Origin of the sequence: Devosia sp. Root413D1, assembly GCF_001425235.1 — a bacterium.
Classification (GTDB): domain Bacteria; phylum Pseudomonadota; class Alphaproteobacteria; order Rhizobiales; family Devosiaceae; genus Devosia_A.
In genome coordinates this window covers 393,132-414,656 of the sequence record NZ_LMEA01000012.1, presented here as the reverse complement: position 1 = coordinate 414,656, position 21,525 = coordinate 393,132, and the positions used below count along the sequence as shown (strand labels likewise).

The following is a 21,525-nucleotide window of genomic DNA, read 5'->3' as shown; positions in this document are numbered from 1 at the left end:
TCGGCGCGGTTCTTCCTTTCTTGATTTGTCGCGGAGGCAGCACAAATGGACCCGATCTTTTCCGCCCGCGGCATCGTCAAGGCGTTCGCCGGCGTGCAGGCGCTGCGTGGCGTCGATTTCAACGTGCTGGCCGGTGAAATCCATGCGCTGCTCGGCCAGAACGGCGCCGGCAAGTCGACGCTGGTGAAGATCCTCAACGGCGTCCATCCGGCTGGCTCCTATACTGGCGAGATCACCCTCGCTGGTCAGCCGGTGAGCTTTGCCTCGCCGGCCGCAGCGCGCGCCGCCGGCGTCGGCTACGTGCCGCAGGAAATCGAGGTGCTGGAGCAGCTCTCGGTGGCCGAGAACGTCTTCGCTGGCCATACCGGGCTGGGTGAAGGCGTGCTGATCTACCGACACAAACTCGAGGATCGTACCCGCGCCATTCTCGATGATCTCGGCCTCACGATCGACCCGAAGGCCATCGTCGCCTCGCTGACCTCGGCCCAGCGCCATCTGGTGATGATCGCCCGCGCCCTGGCGCTGAAACCGCGCGTGCTGATGCTCGATGAGCCGACCGCATCGCTCTCGGGCACCGAGGTCGACGCACTGCTCGAGGTGCTGCGCCGTTTGAAACGGCAGGGCGTCACCATGATCTACATCACCCATCGGCTGCCCGAGGTGCTCGCCGTCTGCGACCGCGCCACCGTGCTGCGCGATGGACGCGTTGCCGCCGAGCTGGGGCGCGAGGAATTCGAGGAAGACCGCTTCATCTTCGCCATGTCGGGCCAGCGGCTGCAAAAGCTGTTCCCCCCGCACGAGGCGCCGGTCGGCGCGCGCCCCATGCTGGCAGTCGAGCACTTGAGCGTCGCCGGCAAGCCCGGGGCCATCTACGGCGCGCGCGATGTCAGCTTCTCGGTGGCCGCGGGTGAGATCGTCGGCCTTGCCGGGCTGCTCGGCTCGGGCCGCAGCGAAATCCTCCACGGCATTTTCGGCCGCGTCCCCGCCGAGGGCACGGTGAAAGTCGACGGGCAAGCCATCGCCATCCGTTCGCCGCGCGATGCACGCGACGCCGGCATCGCGCTCCTCACCGAGGATCGGAAGCGCGACGGCCTGCTGTTCAACCTGCCCGTCGGCGCCAACATCACCATCGGCAATCTCGACCCGCTCTCGGCCCGCGGCATGGTTCGCGGCGATCGGGAGCGGAGCGCCATCCTCGAGGCGATGCGCCAGCTCAACGTCAAGGCGTCGTCGCCGCAGGCCTCGGTGGCGCATCTCTCGGGCGGCAACCAGCAGAAGCTGCTATTCGCCCGGGTGCTGATGCGCGCCCCAAAAGTGCTGCTGCTCGATGAGCCGACCAAGGGTGTCGATGCGGCGACCCGGCAGGAGATCTACCGGCTCGTCGTCGAGCTCGCCAACAAGGGCGTAGCGCTGGTCGTCGTCTCGTCGGAGCTCGAAGAAGTGCTCGGCCTCTGCGACCGCTGCCTCACCATCGCCGATGGCCGCATTGTCGACACGTTCAAGCGCGGCGAAGGCGGTGAAGATCGCGTGCTGCGCGCGGTGGCGGCGGCGCAGGCGGAGACGGTGCGGGCGGCGTCCTAGCTGATTATCCGGTGGGGGTCAGCCCGCACCGACGCCAGCAATGTCAAATCCGAAACGGCTCGAACCGCAATGTCCCCACGGTGCTCTCGCCAGGCCCCAGCATAATCACCCCATCCTCCGGATCGCCGAACCCGTCCGGCCGGTTGAATGCCCCCGACGCATTGGTCTGCGGCTCGACACAGAACACGTTCAGCGCCGGATCGGCGTAGAACATCACATGCTTGTAGGGTGTATCGCCCTTCATGGTGATCCCGGCGCCGCGGCCCGGAAAGCGCAGCGTCGCGCTGCCATCCCAGCCGCCATAGTCGCTGCAGCGCCAGTAGATCGGCAGCGGCGCGGCCGTGTTGAAAGACACCTCGGGCGGCAGCGACACCCGCTGCCCGATCATCCCCTCGGGCTCGTTGAGATGGAAGCTGGTGGCCCCGAACTGCAGCGTCGTATCCGCATCCCGGTCGAACCAGGGGTGATGCCCGAAGCCGAACGGCATCCGGCGTTCGCCCGTATTGGTCACCTGCGTCACCAGTTCGAGCCCGGTATCGGTGAGCGTGAACCGCTGCTCGGCGCGGTACGAATAGGACGACGGGTCGGCTACCTCCAGCGTCAGCACCGCGCTGCCCGGTCCGGTCTGCTCCGCCGTCCATGGCCGATGCCAGGCAGTGCCGTGCACGTGGTAGATTTCCGGCGGGTTGTTCGCGGCAAAGCCATAACGCCGCCCTTCGAACGTGAAGGCATTGCCGCCGATCCGGTTGGCGAACGGGATCATCGGAAAGGACGCGACGCCCAGCACGTTGCCGGCCTGCCGGTTGGCGTCCGAGAGCGGCCGCATCACATCGATGCCGTCGATCCGAAAACGCGCAATGCTGCCGCCGATCGCCGGTGCGAGATCGATTGCCAGCGTCCCAGTCCTGAGTTCGAGATGCTCAGAAATTGCGGCCATAGCCGGCACTCCATCCCCCGTCGACCGACAGCATCTGACCCGTGGTGTAGCTGTTGAGCGGGTCGCAGAAGAACAGCGCCGTGTCTGCAACCTCGGCCACCGATCCCGGCCGCTTCACCGACGCATGCCCGAGCATCGCCGCATCTCCCGCCAGCAGCGGTTCGCCGATGGCGCCGACGCCCAGGGCGTTCACCAGCACCTTCGGCCCCAGTTGCATCGCCATAGTGCGCACCGTCGCCAGCACCCCGGCCATTGCCACCGAGAATTCGGCATGCCGCCGCATCGGCATCCCCGCCGCGGCAGAAACGAGAAACAGCACGCGCCCACTGCCACGCGCGAACATCGCCTCGCCGGTGGCCCTTGCCGACTGCAGCTGCGCCGCCGGATCGGACCCGGCAACCGGCAGCAGCGGCAGCGACACGATCAGGATATCCGGCACCGGCGCCACCGCGCCAACCGTTGCGCCATTGCTCCTCAGCGCATCGAGCACCGCAATGGCAACCGGGTTCTGCTCACCCCGCAACTCAACGAATGTGTTCTGGAGTTCGATCCGCATGTCCGGCCTCACATCATGTAGCCGGCGGTCCAGCCGCCATCGACCGCCAGTACCTGGCCGTTGATGTAGCCGGCACCGGGTGAGCTCAGAAACAGCACCGCCTCGGCGATTTCCTCGGGGGTGCCGGGGCGTCCGAGCGGCAAATGCTGCATGAACTCGGCGGTGCGTCCGGCGAACTTGCCATCGGCGCCATAGAACAGCGAGCGCGTTCCCTCGGTCATGATCGAGCCCGGCGCGATGGCATTGGTGAGGATGCCCTGCGGCCCCAGTTCCAGCGCCATCGAGCGGGTCATGTGGATGATGCCGGCCTTGGCCGCGACGAACGGGCTCTGCAGCCGCATCGCCGCCAACCCCACCACCGAGGCAATATTGATGATCCGCCCGCCTTCGCCCTGCCTGACCATCGGCTGCAGCGCCGCATGGCTCATCAGGTAGAGGCCATCGAGGTCGATGTGGGTGATGCGTTCCCATTCCTCGAGCGGAAACCTGTCGATGTTCACCCGGTGCACGAAGCTGTTGACCCCGGCATTATTGACCAGGATGTCGATCCGGCCATAGCGGGCGATGGTCTCGGCCACGCCGGCCTCCGCCGAGTCGCGGCTCGAGATATCGATCACCGCCGCCATCGCGCCGGGGAGCGTCGCGGCATAGGCCTCGGCCCCCTCGCGGTTGATGTCGGCGACCACGACGCTGGCGCCATTGTCGCTCAGCCGCCGCGCGATGGCGCGGCCGATCGCGCCCGCCGCGCCGGTGACCAGGGCCACCCGCCCGTTCAACTCCACCTGCATCGGCACGACTCCTCCAGCCCCGCGCCAATGCTATTATAATATCTCGGGTGCAGCGGCAATTGCGCTTTGGGCTAAGGGGGGTCTGCCCCTCACCCCGACCCTCTCCCCGGCGGGGAGAGGGGGCGATGTGGCCCTGCCGGTGCAAAGTGCGTCCCCTCTCCCCACTGGGGAGAGGGTTAGGGTGAGGGGCAGTTCATGACGCGCGGGGTCTAGTTCGCCCGCAGCAGCGTCAGCCCCAGCGGCTCGCCGTCGGCATTGAATGCCTCGCGTTCGCCGGTCACCGAGTCGCGGTGCCACTCGGCCACCGCGCCCGCCTTGAGGTGCAGGTGGAAATCCGAGCGCATCACGTTGATGAAGCCCATTGCCGGCTTCACCGTCTCGATGGTGCCGCGCCAGAACTGCTGGAAGCCGGGGCGCCGGAAGCCGATCACCACCTGCGCTTGCGCCGCATGCGCATCCTCGAGCGGCAGCCGGCCGGGGTCGGTTTCGTTCGCCTCGATGCGCTCACCCGGGGGCGTGTCGGGCTTGGCTTCGATGGCAGTGCCGATGCCGAGCGGCGCCACAGCCGCATCGAACGGCTCGATCCCGTCGAAGCCGACGATGCCACAGATATAGCTGCCATCGGCGCGGTTCAGGTCGATGCGCGGATAGGCCTTGTCCTTCATCACGCTGGTGCGGTCGACGATGATCTCGGCGACACTTGCCAGTTCGATCCGGCTCTCGTGCTCGGCCCCACCGATCACCGCCCAGCCGTCCTCGAAGCTGACGCTCTCGACCGCGCCGATCCGCTCATGCGTGGCGCCGAGGTGTCGCGCCGTCACCATCAGCCTGCCGATGGCGGGGAGGGTAAGGAGCACATCGCGGGCGCTGGCATCGAGGCGGGCACGAGGCAGGGTGGTGGGCAAAGGGGCTAACGTGTCGAGCATTGCAGGGATCCTTAGGCAAGTATGGGTTCGAGAGGCGTGGCCGGAGCAGCCGGAGTGGCGCCCAGTTCCACGGTGGTGAGCGTGCCGAGGCCCTGGGGCTTCCGATGGGCGACGAGGATGAAAGCGCTGTCGGGCAGTTCGCTGCGCAGCAGCGCCAAGAGCTCGGTCTCGGCGGCGACGTCGAGCGCGCTGGTGGCTTCATCGAGGAAGGCGAAATCCGGCCGATGGAGCAGCAGCCGCGCCAGCGCCAGCCGCTGCAACTCGCCACCCGACAGACCACCCGTGCCGGTCTCGCCGGTGCCGAGCGTCACATCGAGCCGATTGCCGAGGCCCACGGCCTCCAGCGCTGCCTTGCGCACCTCGGGCGAGAACGCCTCGGCGGTCGCCGGATAGGCTACGGCCTCCATGATGTCGCCGATCGGCACATAGGTGCGCTGCGGCAGGAACAGCATGCTGCCGGCGGGTGTCTCGATCCGGCCATTGGCATGTGGCCAGAGCCCGGCGATTGCCTTGACCAGAGTGGTCTTCCCCAGTCCCGAGGCGCCCGCCAGCCACACCGCTTCACCGCGATTGACCGTGAGGTTGTCGACGCCGAGCAGCGCCCGGCCATCCGGCAGCGTCAGATTGAGCCCCGAGATGCGCAGCGGCCCGTTTCCCGGCTGCACCACCGGTGCTGCGCCGCCATTGCCCTCGGTCGAGCGCAGGAACCCGTCGAGACGGGACGATGCCGCAACGAGGTCCGCAAGGTCGCGATACGAGAAGATGAACCACGAGAGCGTGGTCACGACGCTCGAGAACGCCGTGCTCACCTCCATCAGCCCGCCGAAATTGACGCTGCCGGCGAGGAAGGCGGGCAACGCCACGAACAGCGGAATGCGCAGCACGGTGTGCTGGTAGGGGTAGGTGAAGCAACTGAGGATCAGCTCGCGATTGATCAGTCGGCGCCAATTTCCGATGATCCCACCAAAACGCTGGTCGAGCGTACGGCGCTCGGCGCCTTCGCCGTTGAGCAGCGCGATCTCGTCGACATTGGAGCGCATCCGGGCGAGGGCAAAGCGGAAGTCTGCTTCGCGCCGCTGCTGCTCGACATACAGCGCCTTCAGCGGGCTGCCGAGCACATGGGTCAGCAGCGAGCAGAGCCCGACATAGACGAACGCCGCGACCAGCATGTAGCGCGGGATCTCGAAGTCGATGCCGATGAAGGCCAACGACAGCGGAAACGACGACAGCTGCCAGAGCAGCGCCACGTAGGAGAAGATGGCGACGATATTGGTGATGAGGTCGAGCGCCTCGCTCAGCATGCCGCTGACGAACAGCCGGCAGTCGTCGGCGATGCGCTGGTCGGGGTTGTCCACCCCACTGCCGTCGGCCATCCGCCAATAGGCCTTGCCACGCAGCCAGCGGTCGCGCACCGCCTCGGTCAGCGACCTGCGCCAGCGGATCAGCACCAGCTTGTTGAGATATTGCGAGCTAAGTTCGCGGATCGAGTTCAGCAGCACGATGATGCCGAAAATTCCGATCTGCGTGAGCGCCGCCTTGGCATCCACCGCCTCCAGCGCCGAGTAGAAATCCTTGGTCCAGGAGATGATCCTCAGCGTCGCGTAGACGCCCAGCAGCTTCAGCGCCACGACGGCAACGAACAGTGCCAGCCCGAGCTTGCCGCCCCGCCCGCTGATGCAGAGCCCCAGAAGGCGCCAGAACTGGCCAAGCACGCGGGTCATGACGAGGATCTCCGGATAACAAAAAAGCGGGAGAGCCATGGACGAGGCCCTCCCGCGGAGTAGGTGTGGTTAGAAGGTGACCTTGGCCCCAACCTTGAAGGTCCGGCCCGGCGCAACCTGCAGTTCGAGCGGGTTCTGGTTCGCCGTGTCGATGCCAGCCGTGTTGTTGTAGTTGGTCAGCGTATTGGGGAAGTAGCGGGTGTCGAAGATATTGAGGATGCCGGCGGTGAGCTCGATGTTCTCCTGCGGCTGCCACTTGGCGAACGCGTCGAATACCGCGTAGCCTGCGGGCTTAAAGGCATTGGGATCGCTGCGCTCCCTGACGCCGTCGGCGAACGTGCCGATAACCTCGAACTCGAGCCCATTGTCGGGGATTTCGTAGCGGAGGCCGGCAACCACGGTGAGCGGCACGGCGCCATCGAAGGCCGTCTCCGGAGCCGTGGCGCTCACCTGCTGCACACCGGTGGTGTAGGTCAGCGAACCGGTGGCAAAGAGATTCTCGAACACCTCAAACTCTGCCGAGGCTTCGATACCCGCGAGGCGGACGGTGTCGATGTTATCCGACCAGTACTGGTTGGTCGTACCGGGCTTCAACTGCAGGCCGCGGATGAAGTCCTTGTACTCGGAGTAGAAGCCGCCAACGCTGAAGTAGCCGCGCTCGAAGTTGCCGCGCACGCCTGCTTCGTAGCTGACCACCGACTCCGGTCGCAGCGTCGGATTGGGCACGAGGATGGAGCTGCCGAAGTTGCTGCCCTGGTAGAGCTGAGACGCCGTCGGCATCTTGAAGCCTTCGCCGTACGAGCCATAGAGCGAGTACTCGTCGGTCAGCTTGAAGATACCGCCCATCCGCTTCAGCAACCGCGTGCTGTCGATCTTTTCGGGCGTGAAGCCCGGTAGGCCCGGGAACGAGGAGTCCGCCGTCGGGTCGATGCTGTATGTGGCAAAGCGAACGCCTGGCGTCAGCGTCAGCCGACCCTCAAGCATCTCGATCTCGTCCTGCAGGTAGAGGTCGGCACGAACCGTCTCGACATCAGGAAAGCTGATGCTGGTCGACGGTGTCCCCGGGATGCCGTTGCTGTCGGTCCGGTTGACGCCGTTGATGTTGCTGAAGGTGTAGTCACCGTCGAAACCGTAGGTCAGCCGATGCGACGACCAGCCCCAGTCGAAGCTGGAGGTTAGCTGCAGATCGCCCTCGTAGAACGTCTCACCGTATTCGCGTAGCTGGTAGACCAGGTCTGTCCGGGTTGGGTAGGTCCGCAACTGGTTGCTGGTGGTGTTGCGCTGCTGCGGCGAGTAGGAGACGTTCCACTTGACGCTGTCGAGCCACCCGGCGTTGACCTGCCACTGGTGCTCGAAGGCCAGCCGCGTGCGGTCCATGTCGAGGACCCTGTCGTAATATTCACTGATGTAGTTGATCACCGGGGTCGGCCGAGCCGGCCCGTTCGTCGAGGTAGTGTAGCTGATGGCGCTCGAGTCGAACTTCTGATCGATCTCAGTGCGGCGGCTCTGTCCCTCGGCGGTAAAGGTGAAGGTGTGCGCGTCGTTCGGCGTGTACACCGCCTTGAACAGACTATTGTAGGCGTCGGTCTCGGCCGGGAACAGCTTGTTGCACGGCCAGATGCTTTCGCGCCGGCACCCCCAGATGCCGCCGTCTGCATAGCCCTTGGTGAGTTGCGCTTCTGTCGCCGACATGTGGCCGAAGCTGCCAAGGATCTGCAGCCCGTTGCCAAAGTCGTAGGCTCCGGTCACCTGCTTGCGGAAGCTGTTGTCATAGCTGTCGAACGCCGTCTTGACTTCGAGCGCCCAGGGCTTGTCCTGACCGTCCAGCAGGTCGGAGGGGTCGCGGGTGCGGAACGCCACCGTCCCGCCCAGCGCATCGGCACCCCACAACACTGAGTTCGGCCCGCGGATCAGCTCGACTGCCTTCATGTTCCAGGGGTCGACGAAGTCACGGCTGCCATCGGTGATCCGCTCCTGGATACGGCTGCCGTCGACCAGCATCTGCACGCGGTTGCCGCTGACGCCACGGATCGTGAAGCCGGTCAGCTGGCTGAAGGGATTGGTGATCGATGTCTGTCGATCCACCGAAATGCCGGGCTCATAGCGAACGAGGTCCTGAGTATCGCGGACCTGATGCTGCTCCAGCGTCTTGGCGTCGATGACGGTGACGTTCTGCGGCACATCCAGCACGCTTTTGGTGCCGCGCGCGGCGGTCACCGTGATCCGCCTGAGGATGGTGGTCTGCGCATTGGTCAGCTCCTGCGCCGCGACCGGCTGCGGAACCGCGCAGAGCAGCGCCGCGACGCTGATGCCGATGAGATGCCAAGGTGAGATATTCGCGCGTGCCAGTGCACGCGCGACATGCGGCCGATAAGACATGCCTGCCCCCGAATGAAACCGAAGTTGTTGGCTGGCTGTCGGCGCGCCGCACGCCGCTTGGCTTGCTGTTCCATGGCCCTCCACGGGCCGGTGTTCACGCTCTATTAAAGATGAGTATCTGAGTCAAGATTAAACGCTGCGACGCTTTGACTATTGCGCCAGTTCCGCCGTGCGGTTGTAGGCAGCGGTGAAGCCGGCGAGCGACAGGGTCACGGTGACCGGCTGTCCGTCGTCGACCTTGACCCCGGTGACTTCGAGCATCGTGCCGACCTTCATGGCGCTGAGCGCCACCTCGTCGAAATCGAGCGGCACCAGGCACCCGGTCTCGACGCAGGTGAGGAACGGCCGGGCCTGCCCCAGTTGCTGGCCGTCGATGCCGAGCTGCACCCCGGCATCGAGCCTGAGCCCGAATGCCGTCAGCAGCATGCCCTCGGCCTTGTTGCCGGTGGGGGCTGCCAGCTCGACGGCCACCAGCGCGCTGCCGGTCTGCGGGTTGCCCGCCGTCTGCGAGAAGGCACAGTCCTTGCCCGCTTCGACCAGCGCGCAGTTCACCGTCCAGCTGCCATGCGCCTCGTTCAGCGCCGAGGCGCCACCCGGCAGCGCCGCCTGTTGCGCCAGCGCCGGCGACGCCATGAGCAGCAGCGCGGCGGAGATCAGAGCCTTCACGACGCAACCCTCGCGTCCTTCAACGGCCGATTGAGCGCTCGGCGCGCTTCGCCGGCCATCTTCACCAGCGTTGTGTGCATGTCCTTGGACGAGGTGAGTTCACTCTCGAACCAGATGCGGCGGATATCGTCGCCATCGGCGAGGTCCATGCCTTCGGCATCGACGCCGATCAGCCGCCAGTTGCCCGGGGCCGCCTTGGCGAAGTGCTCGGCATAAAGCCCGACGGCCTCGCCGTGGTCGTCGTTCATGTGCTCGATGGCATCCGGCTCGCTCGCCGCCAGCTCCGGATTGGCCGGGTTGGCGTTGAGGAGCTGCTCGCGGGTCAGCGCATAGGCGCGGCCGAACCCGCCATTATACGAGGCACTCTTCGGCTCCAGCCGGAAGTAGCGGAAATCGCCGAGGCCCGAATAGAGCTTGGCCTTCTGCTGGTGGATCAGGTAGCGCGTGTCGAGCCGCTGGTGCTCTTGGCTGTCGCGCTCCACTTCGCGCGCTTCTGCGGCGATGGTGACGCGGGCATGCGCCAGCGGGTCGCCCTTGCCCGGATAGCCGATCAGCAGCGAGCAGCGCGGATCGGCGAGCAGGGCGCCGGTATGGGCGGCCAGCTTCGAGATCAGGATGATCGGCGCGCCGTCATAATCGGTCGAGACCCCGACGCGGGTGGCGATCGGCCAGCCGGTCCCCGGCTCGATCGTCGCGATCGAGCCCGAGCGCGCCGAGCGGATCAGCGTCTTGGCCTCGCGCACCGCATCGGCGGTGGTCTCGAGCAGCACGTCCTTCTTCTTGTCTTCGGTCATCTGCGAACTCACTTCTTGAAATAGACCGGCACGGTGAACGACCAGCTCGATCGTCCCGCTGCCTCGGGAATCGGGGGAAAGGGCGCGGCGCGGTCGACGGCCGCCAGCGCGGCATGGTCGAGCGCATCGTTTCCCGAACTGCGGGCGAGCGCGACTTTCGTCACTGTACCACTGGCGCCGACGGTAAAGCTCACCAAAGCTTCGCCCGCATCGCCGCGCGCCTTCGAAGGGTACTTGGCGGCACGGGTGACCTTGGCCTGCACCAGGCCGGGGTATTTGCTCGCCGCCGCGCTGCCGCCGTCATTCTTCTTGCCGGCGCCACCGCCGGATTTCTTTGCCGCGGTATCGGCCTCGGCCGCGCCGCCGTTGCCGAGGCTGGCCTGCTGCGACGGCTTCTTCTTCTCCGGCTTTTTCTCGGCCGTTTTTTTCACCTGCTTCGGCTTTTCAGCCGGCTGGTCCTTGGGCGGTTCCTTCGCCGGCTCGGCTTTCGCCTCGACCGGCTTGCGGACGATGCGCGGCTTGGGGATCGGCGCCACCCGCAACTCGTCTTCGACCACCGGGGCGAGGCTTGCCGTCTCCAGCGGCTTCACCACCTCCACCGGCTGCACCAGTGCCGGCGGGATCTGCTGCATTGCCGGCTCGGGCGTCAGCTGAGCTACGGTCGCAGTGCGTACCTCTTCGAGCGGATCGGACGGCGACGGCGCCACGCTGTCGGCAACCACCGTCGCCGCGCCGTCGACCAGCTGCGGCATCGCCGCCTCAACCGGCGCGATCGGATCCGCCGCCGCGGTGAGCACCTCGGCCGAGGCGATCTCCTCACTCTCGGCCGGCGTGATCTCGGCGACCTCGACCGGCGCCGCTACGGCTTCGACCGCCTTGGCCGGTTGGGCCTCCGCCACCTCGACCATTTCGGCCTCGGCAGTCTCCGGTACTTCTTCGGCCTCGACCTCGGCACCAGCCGAGACCAGCGTCTCGGTCGCTTCGCTGATCTCCTCGGTCGGATTGCTGGTCGCCGTGTCGACCGAGATGATCTCGACCGCCACCGATTCCGCCGCCGTTTCGTCGATCGCAGGCTCGAGGTTCAGGAACACGAACGCCCCGGCGATCAGGCCGATATGGATGCTGGCAGAAGCGAGGGCGGCCTTCTTCATCTTACGGTTCGCGCTGCTGCGTGATCAGCCCGATGCGGGCATAGCCGGCGCGGCTCAAATCGCCCATCACCTGCATGATCAGCCCGTAATCGGCGGTCGCATCGCCCCGGATGTAGAGCCGTTGCTGCGTGCCGGCGTCGCCCGCCGCTGCCGCCACTGAACTCAGCAGCGTCTCGAGCGAGATTTCGTCTTCGCCGAGATAGACCTGGCCTTCCGGCGTCACCGAGATGGTGAGCGGCTTCGTCCCCTCGACCTTCATCTCCGGCGCGTTGCTCTGCGGCAGGTCGATCGGCACACCCGAGGTCAGCAGCGGCGCCGTCACCATGAAGACGATCAGCAGCACCAGCATCACGTCGACCAGCGGCGTCATGTTGATCTCGCTGATCGCCCCACGTCGGCCGCGCTTCCCACGTGCACTCTGCAGCGACATGCTCATCAGGCATTCCCCCGCGCATCGAGCTGCCGCGACAGCAGTACCGAGACCCGGTCGGCGAACGCCTCGAGCCGGCCGATCAGCCGCCCGGCGTCGCCGCTGAGCTTGTTGTAGGCAATCACCGCCGGAATGGCGGCGAGCAGCCCGAGCGCCGTGGCGAACAGCGCCTCGGCGATGCCGGGCGCCACCACGGCGAGGCTGGTGGATTTCGCCGCGGCGATCGAAGTGAAGGCATTCATGATACCCCACACCGTGCCGAACAGCCCGACGAACGGCGCCGCGCTCCCCACTGTCGCAAGCAGCGACAGGCTGCGATCGAGCTTCTCGCTCTCGGCCGCCACCGTGGTGTCGAGCACGATGCGGAGCCGCGCCTGCAGGCCGCCCGAATTGGCAGCATTGTCGGCATGGCTGCCGTTCCATTCTTCCATCGCCGCCGCGAACAGCGCGCCGAGCCCGGTGCGCGGGCCGTCCTTCAGCCGGGCGTAGATCTGGTTCAGCGGCTCGCCCGAGGCGAAGATCTTGTCGAATGCCTTCATCTCGCGCCTGGCGCGGGCATAGGCGGCAGCCTTGGCGAAGATCACCGCCCAGCAGGCGATCGAGGCGAACAGCAGCCCCAGCATCACCGACTTCACCACCCAGTCCGCCTGCATGAACAGCGCGAACATCGACATGTCGTGCGCCGCCGCAACCGGCTCCACCGCTTCGATCACCGTTTCCATCAGATGCCGAACTCCACGCCATCGAGGCGCGACACGGTGCTGAGGCCACTAAGGCAGACCTTCGGATCGAGCCCCGTGCCCTCGCAGGCCACCACGTCATTGATCAGCACCCGGCTCACCTTGTCGCAGCCGAGCTCGCCGATATCGAACTGCAGCACCCGGGTCTTGCCCTCGGGCATCGCCTTGAAATCCAGCGACACCAACCGCTCAATACCGCCGCCGGCGCCGAACAGCGCAATTTCGAAGGCCGAGCGGGTGAGCTCGGTGCCGAGCCTGTTGGTGGCGAGGAAGGTGACGCGACAGCCGGTTTCGCTCGGGGTCAGCGCGTTGAGTTCCAGCGCCAGGCCGGGAGCCGCCGGGGCGTCCTGGGCCAGGGTCGGCGTGGCGCACAGCGTCGCCAGCAGCAATGCATGGGTGAGGCGCATGGGCGCTCCTATTTGTTGAGGACGAGTTTGCCCTGCCGCGTGATCCGCAGCCGGTAGGTGAGGCCCTGGTGCGCGATGCCGATCTCGGTGGCGCCACCGAACAATTCCTCGGTGGTGAAGCTCGGCACGCCGACCGGCGCATCGGTCTTGGCCGCCGCCTCCGGCAGCGCCGTCATGTCCTCTAAATCCTCAAGTCGCACCCTGGTCACCCCGACCGCCTGCCGTCCGTTTAAAACATGAGTGTGATTATCAGAATTATGCTGACGCGCAAGCGCCACAATGTCGCCGGTCACGGGAGGGGGCGCGGGCCATAGCGGTCGGGTCTCCCCGCCGGCGCGTGGGAGGTTTGCCGGCCGCGCCAGTCTGGCACTCGAAAGTACATTCAGCGCGAAACGGCGCGATGACCCCCTAGCTGGCAAGCCGGCGGATAGCCTTCTTCAGCGCGGCGATCCGGAAGATGGCGTTGGCGGCGCCGTAGCCGCGGTAGCCACGGCGCTCCACCACTTCGAAGAAAAAGCCCTGGCCGAAGGTGGTGCTGTAGAGCTGCAGGTACTCGCCCCACTCATCGCGGTCGTAGAGGATGTTGTGCTTGCGCAGCCGGTCGGTGAACTCAGGTTCGAGGCCGAAGCGGGCTTCCACGTCGTCGTAGTAGTTCGGCGAGATCTGCAGCGAGCGGAAGCCGTTGCTGTCGAGAGCGGCGGCGCTGGCGAAGATGTCGCTCGTTGCGAAGGCGATGTGCTGGATGGCTGAGCCGAGCTTGTCGGCGAGGAAGTGGCCAGCGAGGGTCGCACTGTTTTCGGCGCCGTTCATGGTGATGCGGAGCGCCCCCGAGCTATTCTCGATCACCTGGCTGCGGACGACCCCCGAAGGGTCGACGATATCCACCATCGGGGTTTTGTCGGCCAGGAAGATCGAGCTGTAGAACAGCAGCCAGGTCGGCATCTGGTCATAGGGAACGGTTTGCGCCAGGTGGTCGATGCTGTTGAGGCCGGCTGGTCGCGGCAGTTCCTCGAAATCGAGACCGGCTGGTTCGAAATCGATCTGCTGAAACCGGCCCAGCTTGCTGGTGCCATCGACGAGATAGAGCAGGCTTTCGCCGATCCCGCGGATGGCCGGGATCTCGAGTTCATCTGGCGCTACGGCTTGCTGGAATTGCTCGGCGCCCAGGGCAAGCGCCCGGGCCATGGCCGCGCTGGCGTCGTCGACGATGAGGGCCAGTGCATAGGCCGACGTTCCGTGCAACTTGAAGGCGGTGTGCGCATAGCCGGAACCCTCGGTATTTATGATGATCCGGATCTCGCCCTGCTGGTAGAGGGTCACCTGCTTGGAGCGGTGCTCGGCGATCCTCGTGAAGCCCAGCGTGGTCAGCAGTGCGCCGAGGTTGAGGGCATCGGCCGCATCGGCTGAGAATTCGACGAAAGCGACGCCCTTGACCTCGATGCGGTCGGGTATCGGCTCGAGCTGCAACGTCTCCGACCCGGTCGAGCGGCGCACTCGATCGCCGAGGTAAATGAGGGAGCGGTGACCGTCTGCAGCGATCGATCGCGGCGAACCCCCACGAAACTGATCGTTGAAGATCTCCAGCGAGAAGTAGCCGTTATAGCCGGTATCGACCACGGCCGCGGTGAACTCGGCCACCGGCAGATCCCCTTCGCCGGGCATGTTGCGGAAGTGGCGGCTCCAGTACAGCAGGTCCATGTCGATCTGCGGCGCATCGGCCAGTTGAACGATGAACAGCTTCTCCCTGGGGATCGAGCGGATCGAGTTGATCTCGATGCGGCGGGACAGGCTGTGGAAGCTGTCGAGCACGAGGCCGATATTGGGATGGTTGGCTCGCCGCACGATTTCCCAGGCATCGCGGTGGTCGTTGATGTGCTTGCCCCAGGCCAGCGCCTCATAACCGACGCGCAGCCCGCGCCTGCCGGCACGTTCCCCCAGCTCACGAAAGTCGTCGGCCGCCCGGTCGATGCCGCCCAGCGCCAAGGTCGAGACATTGGAGCAGACAAGCAGCAGGTCCGTTCCGAGCTCCTGCATGACGTCGAACTTGCGCTCGGCGCGATCGAAGGTGCGTTGCCGGTGCGATGGCGGCATACCCTCGAAGTCGCGGAACGGCTGGAACAGGCAGATCTCGAGGCCGTGGTCGCGCACCATCCGGCCGACGTCTGCCGGGCTGCCGTCGAAGGCGAGGAAGTCGTTCTCGAAGATCTCGACCCCGTCAAAGCCGGCAGCCGCGATGGCAGCAAGCTTGTCGGGGAGCTCGCCACTGATCGAGACCGTGGCAATCGAGGTCCGCATCGTCTCCTCCAATAAACGAACTAGTTCGTACATAATCGGTAGAGACTGATCGGGTTGCGGTCAAGTTACCGCCCGCATGGCTATTCGGTCGGCAGTTTCTCCGGGCGGACGATGTATCGAAGCACCATGTCCACCGAGTTGCGCTTCAATACGGCCTGGGCTTTGGAAGTGCTCAGGTCACGGCCGAAGAGCTTGGAGAACGTCGCTCGATTGGAAACGTTGAAGAAGCACAGCGCACTGATCTGCCAATGCAATTCGATCGGGTCGAGCCCGGCGCGAAACAACCCCTCGGCCACACCGCGCTCATAGATCGTCTCGATGGTCCCGATGGCGGTGACGTTGAGCTGCCGGATGACTTTGGATTTCTCCAGGTACTCGGCATGGTGGATGTTCTCGATCATCACCATGCGGATGAAATCCTCATGCTTGTGGTGATGCTCGAAGGTGAATTCCACCAGCCGGCGCAGCGCATCTAGCGGCGACAGCCCGCCGATGTCGAGCTTGGCCTCGCCCTCGCGAACCTTGCGATAGGCGTTCTCCAGCACCGCCAGGTAGAGGCCTTCCTTGTCGCCGAAGTAATAATAGATCATCCGCTTGGACGACCGGGTGCGTGCCGCGATCTCGTCGATTCGGGCGCCGGACAGGCCGTTGAGGGCGAACTCCTCCGAGGCGACTTCGATGATGTTGTGCCGCGTGCCCTCGGGGTCCTGGGTGCGGACCCCGCTCTGAGCCTCGGGTTTTGCGGCCTTGGGCGCCATGTAAGCCGTTCCTCCGTCCCTCCCGACGGAGAGATTGACTAAACTAACCAGTTCGTACATCACTGCGCGTACGTAGCCAGACCATTATCGGTGGGGCGGGCCGAATGACAAGGGTGTGACGTCCGCTCCGGGCGGCGGGGCCCGGGCGGCTGGTGGAGACGAACGTGATTTCAGCCGTTGTCGACGAGGCCCGGAGGCAGCTGGGCGACCTGGTCGCGACGCGCCGCAAGGCACAATCGGCGGGTGGTCGCCAATTCGTCGTCGGGCTGCTGGGACGCGGTATCCAGGCCTCCAAGACTCCTCGCATGCACGAGCTCGAGGGCCGTCGCCTCGGCGTCGGCTACACCTACGTGCTGATCGATTTCGATACGCTCGGGCTGGCCGATCACGATCTCGGAGCGATGATCGAGCTGGCCGAGGCGCTTGGCTTTGCCGGCCTCAACGTCACCCACCCGTTCAAGCAGGCCGTGCTGCCGTTGCTGGACGACCTGGCGCCGGAAGCCGCGGCGATCGGGGCGGTGAACACCGTGGTACTCATGGCCGGCCGCCGCACCGGCCACAACACCGACAGCTGGGGCTTTGCCGAGAGCTTTCGCGAGGGCCTCGCCGGCGCACCGATGGAGGCTATCGTGCAGTTCGGGGCAGGGGGCGCCGGCGCGGCCGTGGGGCACGCACTGTTGTCGCTGGGCGGGCGCAAGCTGACGCTCTGCGAAACCGAGCTCGGTCGCGCCAGGGGCCTCGCCGAACGGCTGGGCGAACGCTTCGGCGCTGAGGTCGACGCAACGGACGATCCGGCGCTGGCGCTTGCGGGCGCTAGCGGAGTGGTCAACACCACGCCGGTGGGAATGGCCAAGTACCCGGGGCTGGCGTTTCCAGGCGAACTGCTGCGCGCCTCGCACTGGGTCGCCGAGATCATCTACTTCCCGGCCGATACGGCGCTGCTGCAGGCGGCGCGCCGGCTGGGCTGCCGCACCCTGGGCGGTACCGGCATGGCGGTCTACCAGGCGGTGAAGGCCTTCGAGCTGTTCACCGGGATTGCGCCTGATCGAGCTGCGATGATGGCGCATTTCCGGGCGGAGGCTTGAATTTCTGCTTCGGGCACGGTCGTTGAAGCCTTCCTGGCTGGCCTTGGTCGGCCCGCGAGGCACTACCGGCCGATCGCGCCGCTCCTGACCACATGCTCGATGCCTTTGTTCACGTGCGCGTCGAGCAGCCTCTGCGCGGTCTTGCCGTCGCGGGCGAGGGCGGCTTCGAGCAAAGCGAGATGATCGTCGGCGACCGGCTTGCCGCGGAAGCTGCCGGCCAGCATGTGGTAGCGCACGAAGCGATCGAACACCGAGGTGTGCATCGCCATCAGTGAGCGTGAGCCGCAGGCTGAGATCAGCGACTCGTGGAAGCTGCGATCGTAGCGGATCCAGTCGGGGGTGCGGCTGCTCTCGCCGGCGAGCAGCCGCTTTTCAATGGCTGCCAGCTTATGGTGCGCCGCAACGACACGGCCCTCCCATTCGAGATCGCCAGTGGCGAGCGAGAGTGCCAGGGCGTGGTGCTCCAGCAGCAGGCGCAGGGCACCCAGTTCACGCAGGTCGGCTTCCGAGGCCGGCGCGACGGCAAAGCCCTTCTGGCCCTCGGCAACGACGAAAGCTTCGCTGGCGAGCCGCGTCAGCACTTCGCGCAGCGTGCCGACGCTGACTTCGTAGTGCTGCCTTAGCCGGTCGAGCGTCAGCTTGTCGCCCGGGCGAAGCACCCCATGGATGATGTCGCTCCGGATGGTCCGGAAGGTCATCTCGCCAATGCTGTCCACCGCAACCGCGTCGTCCATGCCCACCTCTTGATATCGGATAATACCACGATCATCCGATAAAATGGATATTGACGAATGACAAGACGTAGGTTCAGTGTCCAGTCGGATGGCGAGCGGCCGACAGGCAATGCCGTCGATTGACATGTACGAACCATTTCGTACAAAGTGACTGAAGCTGGATGGACAACAAGATCCTGAAGGCGAGGGAGTACCCGTTCAGGCGGGTTGATCGAGGGATTGCCCGCGACGCGGGTAGCGGGGCCGATAGGTTCCCAAGTGGAGGATGGACATGACTTTCCGTATTCAACGGCGAGCAACCCTGTTCGGCGCCGTAGCGCTTCTGGCAGTCACCGCGATGACACCGGTGCTGGCACAGGACAAGCCGGTGCTGCGTTTCTCGGCAGTGTTCTCGGAGCAGGATATCCGCGCCGAGATGATGAAGCAGTTCGGCGAGGGAGTGGCTGGGTTCGCGACGCTCGAGCCCTATTACGGCGGCAACCTGTTCAAGCAGGGCACCGAGCTGGTAGCGCTGCAGCGCGGCAACCTAGAAATGGGCAATATCGCGCCGCAGGACGTCTCCAACCAGATCCCGGCCTGGTCGCTGCTGACCTCGGGCTACCTGTTCCGCGACGCCGAGCACCTGCGCAAGTTCTTCGACAGCGAGCTGGGTGCCGAGTTCAAGAAGATGGCCGAAGACCAGCTCGGTATTCGCATCCTCGGACCGACCTATTTCGGCATTCGCCAGGTAGGCCTGCGCATCGACAAGGAAATCCAGACCCCCGCCGACATGGCCGGCGTGAAGCTGCGCATGCCGGGTGGCGATGCCTGGCAGTTCCTCGGCGCGGCGCTGGGCGCCAATCCGACGCCGATGGCCTATGCCGAGGTCTATACGGGCCTGCAGACCGGGGCGATCGACGGGCAGGACAATCCGCTGCCCAATGTCGAGAACATGAAGTTCTACGAGGTGATGAAGCAGATCGTCCTCACCTCCCACCTCGTCGGCTACGACCTGCTGGTCATTTCGAAGGCGGCCTGGGACAAGCTGGCGCCGGCCGACCAGGATGCCCTGCAGGCGGCAGCCACGGCGGCGATCGATTTCAGCCAGGCCAAGCACGTCGAGCGCGAGGCAGAGCTCTTGAAGAAGTTCGAGACCGACGACCTCAAGATCCACACGCCCGACGTCGACGCCTTCCGCGCCAATGCGCAGAAGCTCTACCTCGAGTCCGAGCTCGCCAAGAGCTGGCCCGAAGGCGCGCTCGACAAGATCAACGCGCTCTAGTGCTTTACATGGGCGGCGCCTCGTGGCGCTGCCCATCCTTTTGTCCGGAGCGGCAGATGGCCTCACTCACGCGGATCGGCGCCTGGCTGCATGCCCGCGCGGAGAACCTGCTCGCAGCAATGCTGGCGACGATGTTCGTCGTCTTCATCGTGCAGATTATCTTCCGATACCTGCTGAATTTCCCCATCGGCTGGACCCACGAGATCAGCGTCATCATGTGGGTGTGGCTGGTGCTGTTCGGCACCGCTTTCGTGGTGCGGGACCATGAGGAGATCCGCTTCGATCTGCTCTATTCGACGGTCAGCGAGCGCACCCGTCGTGCCATGGTGGTGATCTGCGCGGTGACGGTGGTGTTCTTCTTTGCCATCTCGCTGCCGGCGGTGCTCGACTACATCGGCTTCATGAAGGTGGAAAAAACCGCCTACCTCAAGATCCGTTTCGACTGGCTCTATTCGATCTACGGCCTGTTCGCGATCGCCATGATCGTGCGCCAGCTCTGGCTGGGCTACCAGGCGATTTGGGGCCGGCCGGACGACGCGATCGACGTCACCAAAATCAAGTCCGGGATCTGAGCCGATGTCGCTCGCCTTCGCCCTTTCGCTCGGCCTCATCACCGTGCTGGCCTTCATGGGATTGCCCATGGGCGTGTCGATGATCACCGGCTCGATCCTCTACCTGCTGATGCGCGGCCAGGACATGGGCATCGCCGCCGAGCAGCTGCTCAACGGCATGTACACCAACTACATCATGCTGGCGGTGCCGCTCTTCATCCTCGCGGCCGAGATCATGAATTCTGGCAGTCTGTCCACGCGTCTGCTCAACTGGTGCAATGCTGTCGTCGGGCGCTTCCGCGGCGGGCTGGCGCAGGTGAACATCCTGCAGTCCATTGTCTTCGCCGGCATGTCCGGTTCGGCCATCGCCGACGCTGCCGGTTCCGGCAAGATGATGCAGTACATGATGACCAAGGATGGCAAGTACACGCCGAGCTACGCCGCGGCGCTCACCGCCGTCACCGCCGTCATCGGGCCGATCATCCCGCCCTCCATTCCCATGGTGCTCTATGCGCTCGTTGCCGACACCTCGATCGGCTACCTGTTCCTCGGCGGCGTGGTGCCCGGGCTGCTGATGGCCGGTGTCATGATGCTGCAGGTCGCCATCACTGCCCGTATCAGGAATTTCCCGGTCGAGGAGCCGGTGCCGCTGCGGCAGTTGCCGGGCATGACCTGGCAGGCGCTGCCGGTGCTGCTGATGCCGGCAGTGCTGATGTTTGGAATTTATGGCGGCGTCACCACGCCGACCGAGGCGGCTGCCGTCGCCGCCTTCTATGCCCTGATCGTCTCGGTGTTCATCTATAGGGCGGTCAAACTGCCGGACCTCTACAGCTCGGTACTGACCAGCGCCAAGACCACCGCCTCGATCGGCATGCTGATCGCCGGCGCACTGGTCTTCAATTACGTGGTCACGATCGAGAACATCCCGCGCACCATCAGCGCCACGCTGCTGGCCTGGGATCTTGACCCGGTGATGTTCCTCATCGCCGTCAACATCCTGCTGCTGTTGATCGGCTGCGTGCTCGAGGGGACCACGATCCTCCTCGTTATCGTCCCGGTGTTGATCCCCACGGCGCAGGCGCTCGGCATCGACATGGTGCATTTCGGCGTCGTCGTGGTGGTCAACATCATGCTCGGGCTGATCACACCACCCTATGGGCTGCTGCTGTTCATCATGACGCGTATCGCCAATACGCCGATGCGGGCGCTGGTCGCGGATGTGGCGCCGTTCCTCGTCGGCCTGATCATTGCGCTGTTCGTTTTCACCTTCGTGCCCGACACGGTGCTGTGGCTGCCCAAGCTGTTCGGTTACGTCAGTCCGAGTATCACGCCATGAAGCCGATCTATGTCCTCAACGGTCCTAACCTCAACCGGCTGGGAAAACGCGAGCCGGAAATCTACGGCACGACCACGCTGGCGGAGGTGGAGGCGATGTGCCGCGAGGCGGCGGGGGCGACGCCAGTCGCCTTCCACCAGACCAACAGCGAGGAGAGGCTGATCGAGCTGGTGCATGAAGCGATCGACGAAGGGGCAGGGATCATCATCAACCCGGCGGCTTTCACCTTCACCTCGCTGGCGCTGCTCGATGCGCTGAAGCAGTTCGATGGTCCGATCATCGAGCTCCACATCTCCAACATCCATCGGCGCGAACCGATCTATCACCGCTCCTATGTATCGATGGTCGCGACCTCGGTGATGGCCGGGTTCGGGGCAGCCGGATACCCCATTGCGGTGAAGGCGCTGTTGGCGCGGCTGGCGGCCTGAG

The 21,525-nt window shown here is 65.3% G+C and carries 22 protein-coding genes; 6 read left to right on the top strand and 16 right to left on the bottom strand.

Features of this window, described 5'->3' with window-relative positions; translation table 11 throughout:
• The first annotated feature begins 45 nt into the window (after positions 1-45).
• Positions 46-1,581 carry a sugar ABC transporter ATP-binding protein gene (locus ASC89_RS24340; protein WP_055885538.1) on the top strand — a complete coding sequence of 512 codons (1,536 nt, stop codon included), beginning with the start codon at positions 46-48 and terminating at the stop codon, positions 1,579-1,581.
• A 43-nt stretch (positions 1,582-1,624) separates the two neighbouring features.
• Here the strand turns inward: ASC89_RS24340 and ASC89_RS24335 are convergent, their stop codons facing one another.
• From ASC89_RS24335 to ASC89_RS24270, 15 genes are all read right to left on the bottom strand, one after another.
• Positions 1,625-2,518 carry an aldose 1-epimerase gene (locus tag ASC89_RS24335; protein WP_056002847.1) on the bottom strand — a complete coding sequence of 298 codons (894 nt, stop codon included), beginning with the start codon at positions 2,516-2,518 and terminating at the stop codon, positions 1,625-1,627.
• Complete coding sequence (locus ASC89_RS24330; protein WP_056002844.1) at positions 2,502-3,074, bottom strand: SDR family NAD(P)-dependent oxidoreductase; 573 nt, start codon at positions 3,072-3,074, stop codon at positions 2,502-2,504. Before ASC89_RS24330 ends, ASC89_RS24335 begins: the two co-directional genes overlap by 17 nt.
• A gap of 8 nt (positions 3,075-3,082) precedes the next feature.
• Entirely contained in the window at positions 3,083-3,862 is a 780-nt protein-coding gene (locus ASC89_RS24325) for an SDR family NAD(P)-dependent oxidoreductase (protein ID WP_056002841.1), read from the bottom strand.
• A gap of 209 nt (positions 3,863-4,071) precedes the next feature.
• Positions 4,072-4,788 carry a hypothetical protein gene (locus ASC89_RS24320; protein WP_056002838.1) on the bottom strand — a complete coding sequence of 239 codons (717 nt, stop codon included), beginning with the start codon at positions 4,786-4,788 and terminating at the stop codon, positions 4,072-4,074.
• Positions 4,789-4,799: 11 nt separating this feature from the next.
• Complete coding sequence (locus ASC89_RS24315; protein ID WP_056002835.1) at positions 4,800-6,509, bottom strand: ABC transporter ATP-binding protein/permease; 1,710 nt, start codon at positions 6,507-6,509, stop codon at positions 4,800-4,802.
• Positions 6,510-6,578: 69 nt separating this feature from the next.
• Positions 6,579-8,888, bottom strand: a complete 2,310-nt coding sequence (locus tag ASC89_RS24310) for a TonB-dependent hemoglobin/transferrin/lactoferrin family receptor (protein ID WP_056002832.1) — start codon at positions 8,886-8,888, stop codon at positions 6,579-6,581.
• 150 nt (positions 8,889-9,038) lie between these two features.
• Positions 9,039-9,554, bottom strand: coding sequence for an invasion associated locus B family protein (locus ASC89_RS24305; protein ID WP_056002829.1), 516 nt, complete (start codon positions 9,552-9,554; stop codon positions 9,039-9,041).
• A complete protein-coding gene (locus ASC89_RS24300) occupies positions 9,551-10,348 on the bottom strand; it encodes a HugZ family protein (protein WP_056002826.1) in 798 nt (265 codons plus the stop codon). The genes ASC89_RS24305 and ASC89_RS24300 overlap by 4 nt, the downstream gene beginning before the upstream one ends.
• Before the next feature lie 8 nt (positions 10,349-10,356).
• Complete coding sequence (locus ASC89_RS24295) at positions 10,357-11,499, bottom strand: energy transducer TonB (protein ID WP_056002823.1); 1,143 nt, start codon at positions 11,497-11,499, stop codon at positions 10,357-10,359.
• Between the two features lies 1 nt (position 11,500).
• On the bottom strand, positions 11,501-11,935 hold the full coding sequence (locus ASC89_RS24290) for a biopolymer transporter ExbD (RefSeq protein ID WP_056002820.1): 435 nt from the start codon (positions 11,933-11,935) through the stop codon (positions 11,501-11,503).
• Positions 11,935-12,639 carry a protein TolQ gene (gene tolQ / locus ASC89_RS24285; RefSeq protein ID WP_407065086.1) on the bottom strand — a complete coding sequence of 235 codons (705 nt, stop codon included), beginning with the start codon at positions 12,637-12,639 and terminating at the stop codon, positions 11,935-11,937. Before tolQ ends, ASC89_RS24290 begins: the two co-directional genes overlap by 1 nt.
• An 11-nt stretch (positions 12,640-12,650) precedes the next feature.
• Positions 12,651-13,076 carry a hypothetical protein gene (locus ASC89_RS24280; protein WP_056002814.1) on the bottom strand — a complete coding sequence of 142 codons (426 nt, stop codon included), beginning with the start codon at positions 13,074-13,076 and terminating at the stop codon, positions 12,651-12,653.
• A gap of 8 nt (positions 13,077-13,084) precedes the next feature.
• Positions 13,085-13,252, bottom strand: a complete 168-nt coding sequence (gene hemP, locus ASC89_RS28270; protein WP_082533565.1) for a hemin uptake protein HemP — start codon at positions 13,250-13,252, stop codon at positions 13,085-13,087.
• Between the two features lie 232 nt (positions 13,253-13,484).
• Positions 13,485-15,371: a bifunctional sugar phosphate isomerase/epimerase/4-hydroxyphenylpyruvate dioxygenase family protein gene (locus ASC89_RS24275; protein ID WP_056002811.1), complete on the bottom strand. Its 1,887-nt coding sequence runs from the start codon at positions 15,369-15,371 to the stop codon at positions 13,485-13,487.
• Positions 15,372-15,451: 80 nt separating this feature from the next.
• Complete coding sequence (locus tag ASC89_RS24270) at positions 15,452-16,129, bottom strand: TetR family transcriptional regulator (RefSeq protein ID WP_056002809.1); 678 nt, start codon at positions 16,127-16,129, stop codon at positions 15,452-15,454.
• A gap of 209 nt (positions 16,130-16,338) precedes the next feature.
• On the opposite strand from ASC89_RS24270, the gene ASC89_RS24265 reads away from it, so the two are divergent.
• The gene (locus ASC89_RS24265) at positions 16,339-17,214 is read left to right on the top strand and encodes a shikimate dehydrogenase (RefSeq protein ID WP_056003219.1); all 876 of its coding nucleotides are present in this window, start codon (positions 16,339-16,341) and stop codon (positions 17,212-17,214) included.
• A gap of 62 nt (positions 17,215-17,276) precedes the next feature.
• On the opposite strand, the gene ASC89_RS24260 is transcribed toward ASC89_RS24265, so the two are convergent.
• A complete protein-coding gene (locus tag ASC89_RS24260; protein ID WP_056002807.1) occupies positions 17,277-17,948 on the bottom strand; it encodes a GntR family transcriptional regulator in 672 nt (223 codons plus the stop codon).
• Positions 17,949-18,219: 271 nt separating this feature from the next.
• Between ASC89_RS24260 and dctP the strand changes: the two genes are divergently transcribed.
• Genes dctP through ASC89_RS24240 form a run of 4 tightly spaced genes read left to right on the top strand, consistent with a single transcriptional unit; the run spans position 18,220 to position 21,524 of the window.
• Positions 18,220-19,209: a TRAP transporter substrate-binding protein DctP gene (dctP, locus tag ASC89_RS24255; protein WP_056002804.1), complete on the top strand. Its 990-nt coding sequence runs from the start codon at positions 18,220-18,222 to the stop codon at positions 19,207-19,209.
• A 56-nt stretch (positions 19,210-19,265) separates the two neighbouring features.
• Positions 19,266-19,781, top strand: coding sequence for a TRAP transporter small permease (locus tag ASC89_RS24250; protein ID WP_056002801.1), 516 nt, complete (start codon positions 19,266-19,268; stop codon positions 19,779-19,781).
• A gap of 4 nt (positions 19,782-19,785) precedes the next feature.
• A complete protein-coding gene (locus ASC89_RS24245; protein WP_056002798.1) occupies positions 19,786-21,096 on the top strand; it encodes a TRAP transporter large permease in 1,311 nt (436 codons plus the stop codon).
• Positions 21,093-21,524 (top strand): type II 3-dehydroquinate dehydratase, encoded by a 432-nt coding sequence (locus tag ASC89_RS24240; protein ID WP_056002796.1) that lies wholly within the window; start codon positions 21,093-21,095, stop codon positions 21,522-21,524. The genes ASC89_RS24245 and ASC89_RS24240 overlap by 4 nt, the downstream gene beginning before the upstream one ends.
• Position 21,525: the final 1 nt, after the last annotated feature.

Excerpts from the sequence above, each read along its gene's own strand:
- ASC89_RS24340 (WP_055885538.1), top strand. The coding sequence starts at position 46 with ATGGACCCGATCTTTTCCGCCCGCGGCATCGTCAAGGCGTTCGCCGGC.
- ASC89_RS24335 (WP_056002847.1), bottom strand. The coding sequence starts at position 2,518 with ATGGCCGCAATTTCTGAGCATCTCGAACTCAGGACTGGGACGCTGGCA.
- ASC89_RS24330 (WP_056002844.1), bottom strand. The coding sequence starts at position 3,074 with ATGCGGATCGAACTCCAGAACACATTCGTTGAGTTGCGGGGTGAGCAG.
- ASC89_RS24325 (WP_056002841.1), bottom strand. The coding sequence starts at position 3,862 with ATGCAGGTGGAGTTGAACGGGCGGGTGGCCCTGGTCACCGGCGCGGCG.
- ASC89_RS24320 (WP_056002838.1), bottom strand. The coding sequence starts at position 4,788 with ATGCTCGACACGTTAGCCCCTTTGCCCACCACCCTGCCTCGTGCCCGC.
- ASC89_RS24315 (WP_056002835.1), bottom strand. The coding sequence starts at position 6,509 with ATGACCCGCGTGCTTGGCCAGTTCTGGCGCCTTCTGGGGCTCTGCATC.
- ASC89_RS24310 (WP_056002832.1), bottom strand. The coding sequence starts at position 8,888 with ATGTCTTATCGGCCGCATGTCGCGCGTGCACTGGCACGCGCGAATATC.
- ASC89_RS24300 (WP_056002826.1), bottom strand. The coding sequence starts at position 10,348 with ATGACCGAAGACAAGAAGAAGGACGTGCTGCTCGAGACCACCGCCGAT.
- ASC89_RS24295 (WP_056002823.1), bottom strand. The coding sequence starts at position 11,499 with ATGAAGAAGGCCGCCCTCGCTTCTGCCAGCATCCATATCGGCCTGATC.
- ASC89_RS24290 (WP_056002820.1), bottom strand. The coding sequence starts at position 11,935 with ATGAGCATGTCGCTGCAGAGTGCACGTGGGAAGCGCGGCCGACGTGGG.
- ASC89_RS24280 (WP_056002814.1), bottom strand. The coding sequence starts at position 13,076 with ATGCGCCTCACCCATGCATTGCTGCTGGCGACGCTGTGCGCCACGCCG.
- hemP (WP_082533565.1), bottom strand. The coding sequence starts at position 13,252 with ATGACGGCGCTGCCGGAGGCGGCGGCCAAGACCGATGCGCCGGTCGGC.
- ASC89_RS24275 (WP_056002811.1), bottom strand. The coding sequence starts at position 15,371 with ATGCGGACCTCGATTGCCACGGTCTCGATCAGTGGCGAGCTCCCCGAC.
- ASC89_RS24270 (WP_056002809.1), bottom strand. The coding sequence starts at position 16,129 with ATGGCGCCCAAGGCCGCAAAACCCGAGGCTCAGAGCGGGGTCCGCACC.
- ASC89_RS24260 (WP_056002807.1), bottom strand. The coding sequence starts at position 17,948 with ATGGACGACGCGGTTGCGGTGGACAGCATTGGCGAGATGACCTTCCGG.
- dctP (WP_056002804.1), top strand. The coding sequence starts at position 18,220 with ATGACTTTCCGTATTCAACGGCGAGCAACCCTGTTCGGCGCCGTAGCG.
- ASC89_RS24250 (WP_056002801.1), top strand. The coding sequence starts at position 19,266 with ATGGCCTCACTCACGCGGATCGGCGCCTGGCTGCATGCCCGCGCGGAG.
- ASC89_RS24245 (WP_056002798.1), top strand. The coding sequence starts at position 19,786 with ATGTCGCTCGCCTTCGCCCTTTCGCTCGGCCTCATCACCGTGCTGGCC.
- ASC89_RS24240 (WP_056002796.1), top strand. The coding sequence starts at position 21,093 with ATGAAGCCGATCTATGTCCTCAACGGTCCTAACCTCAACCGGCTGGGA.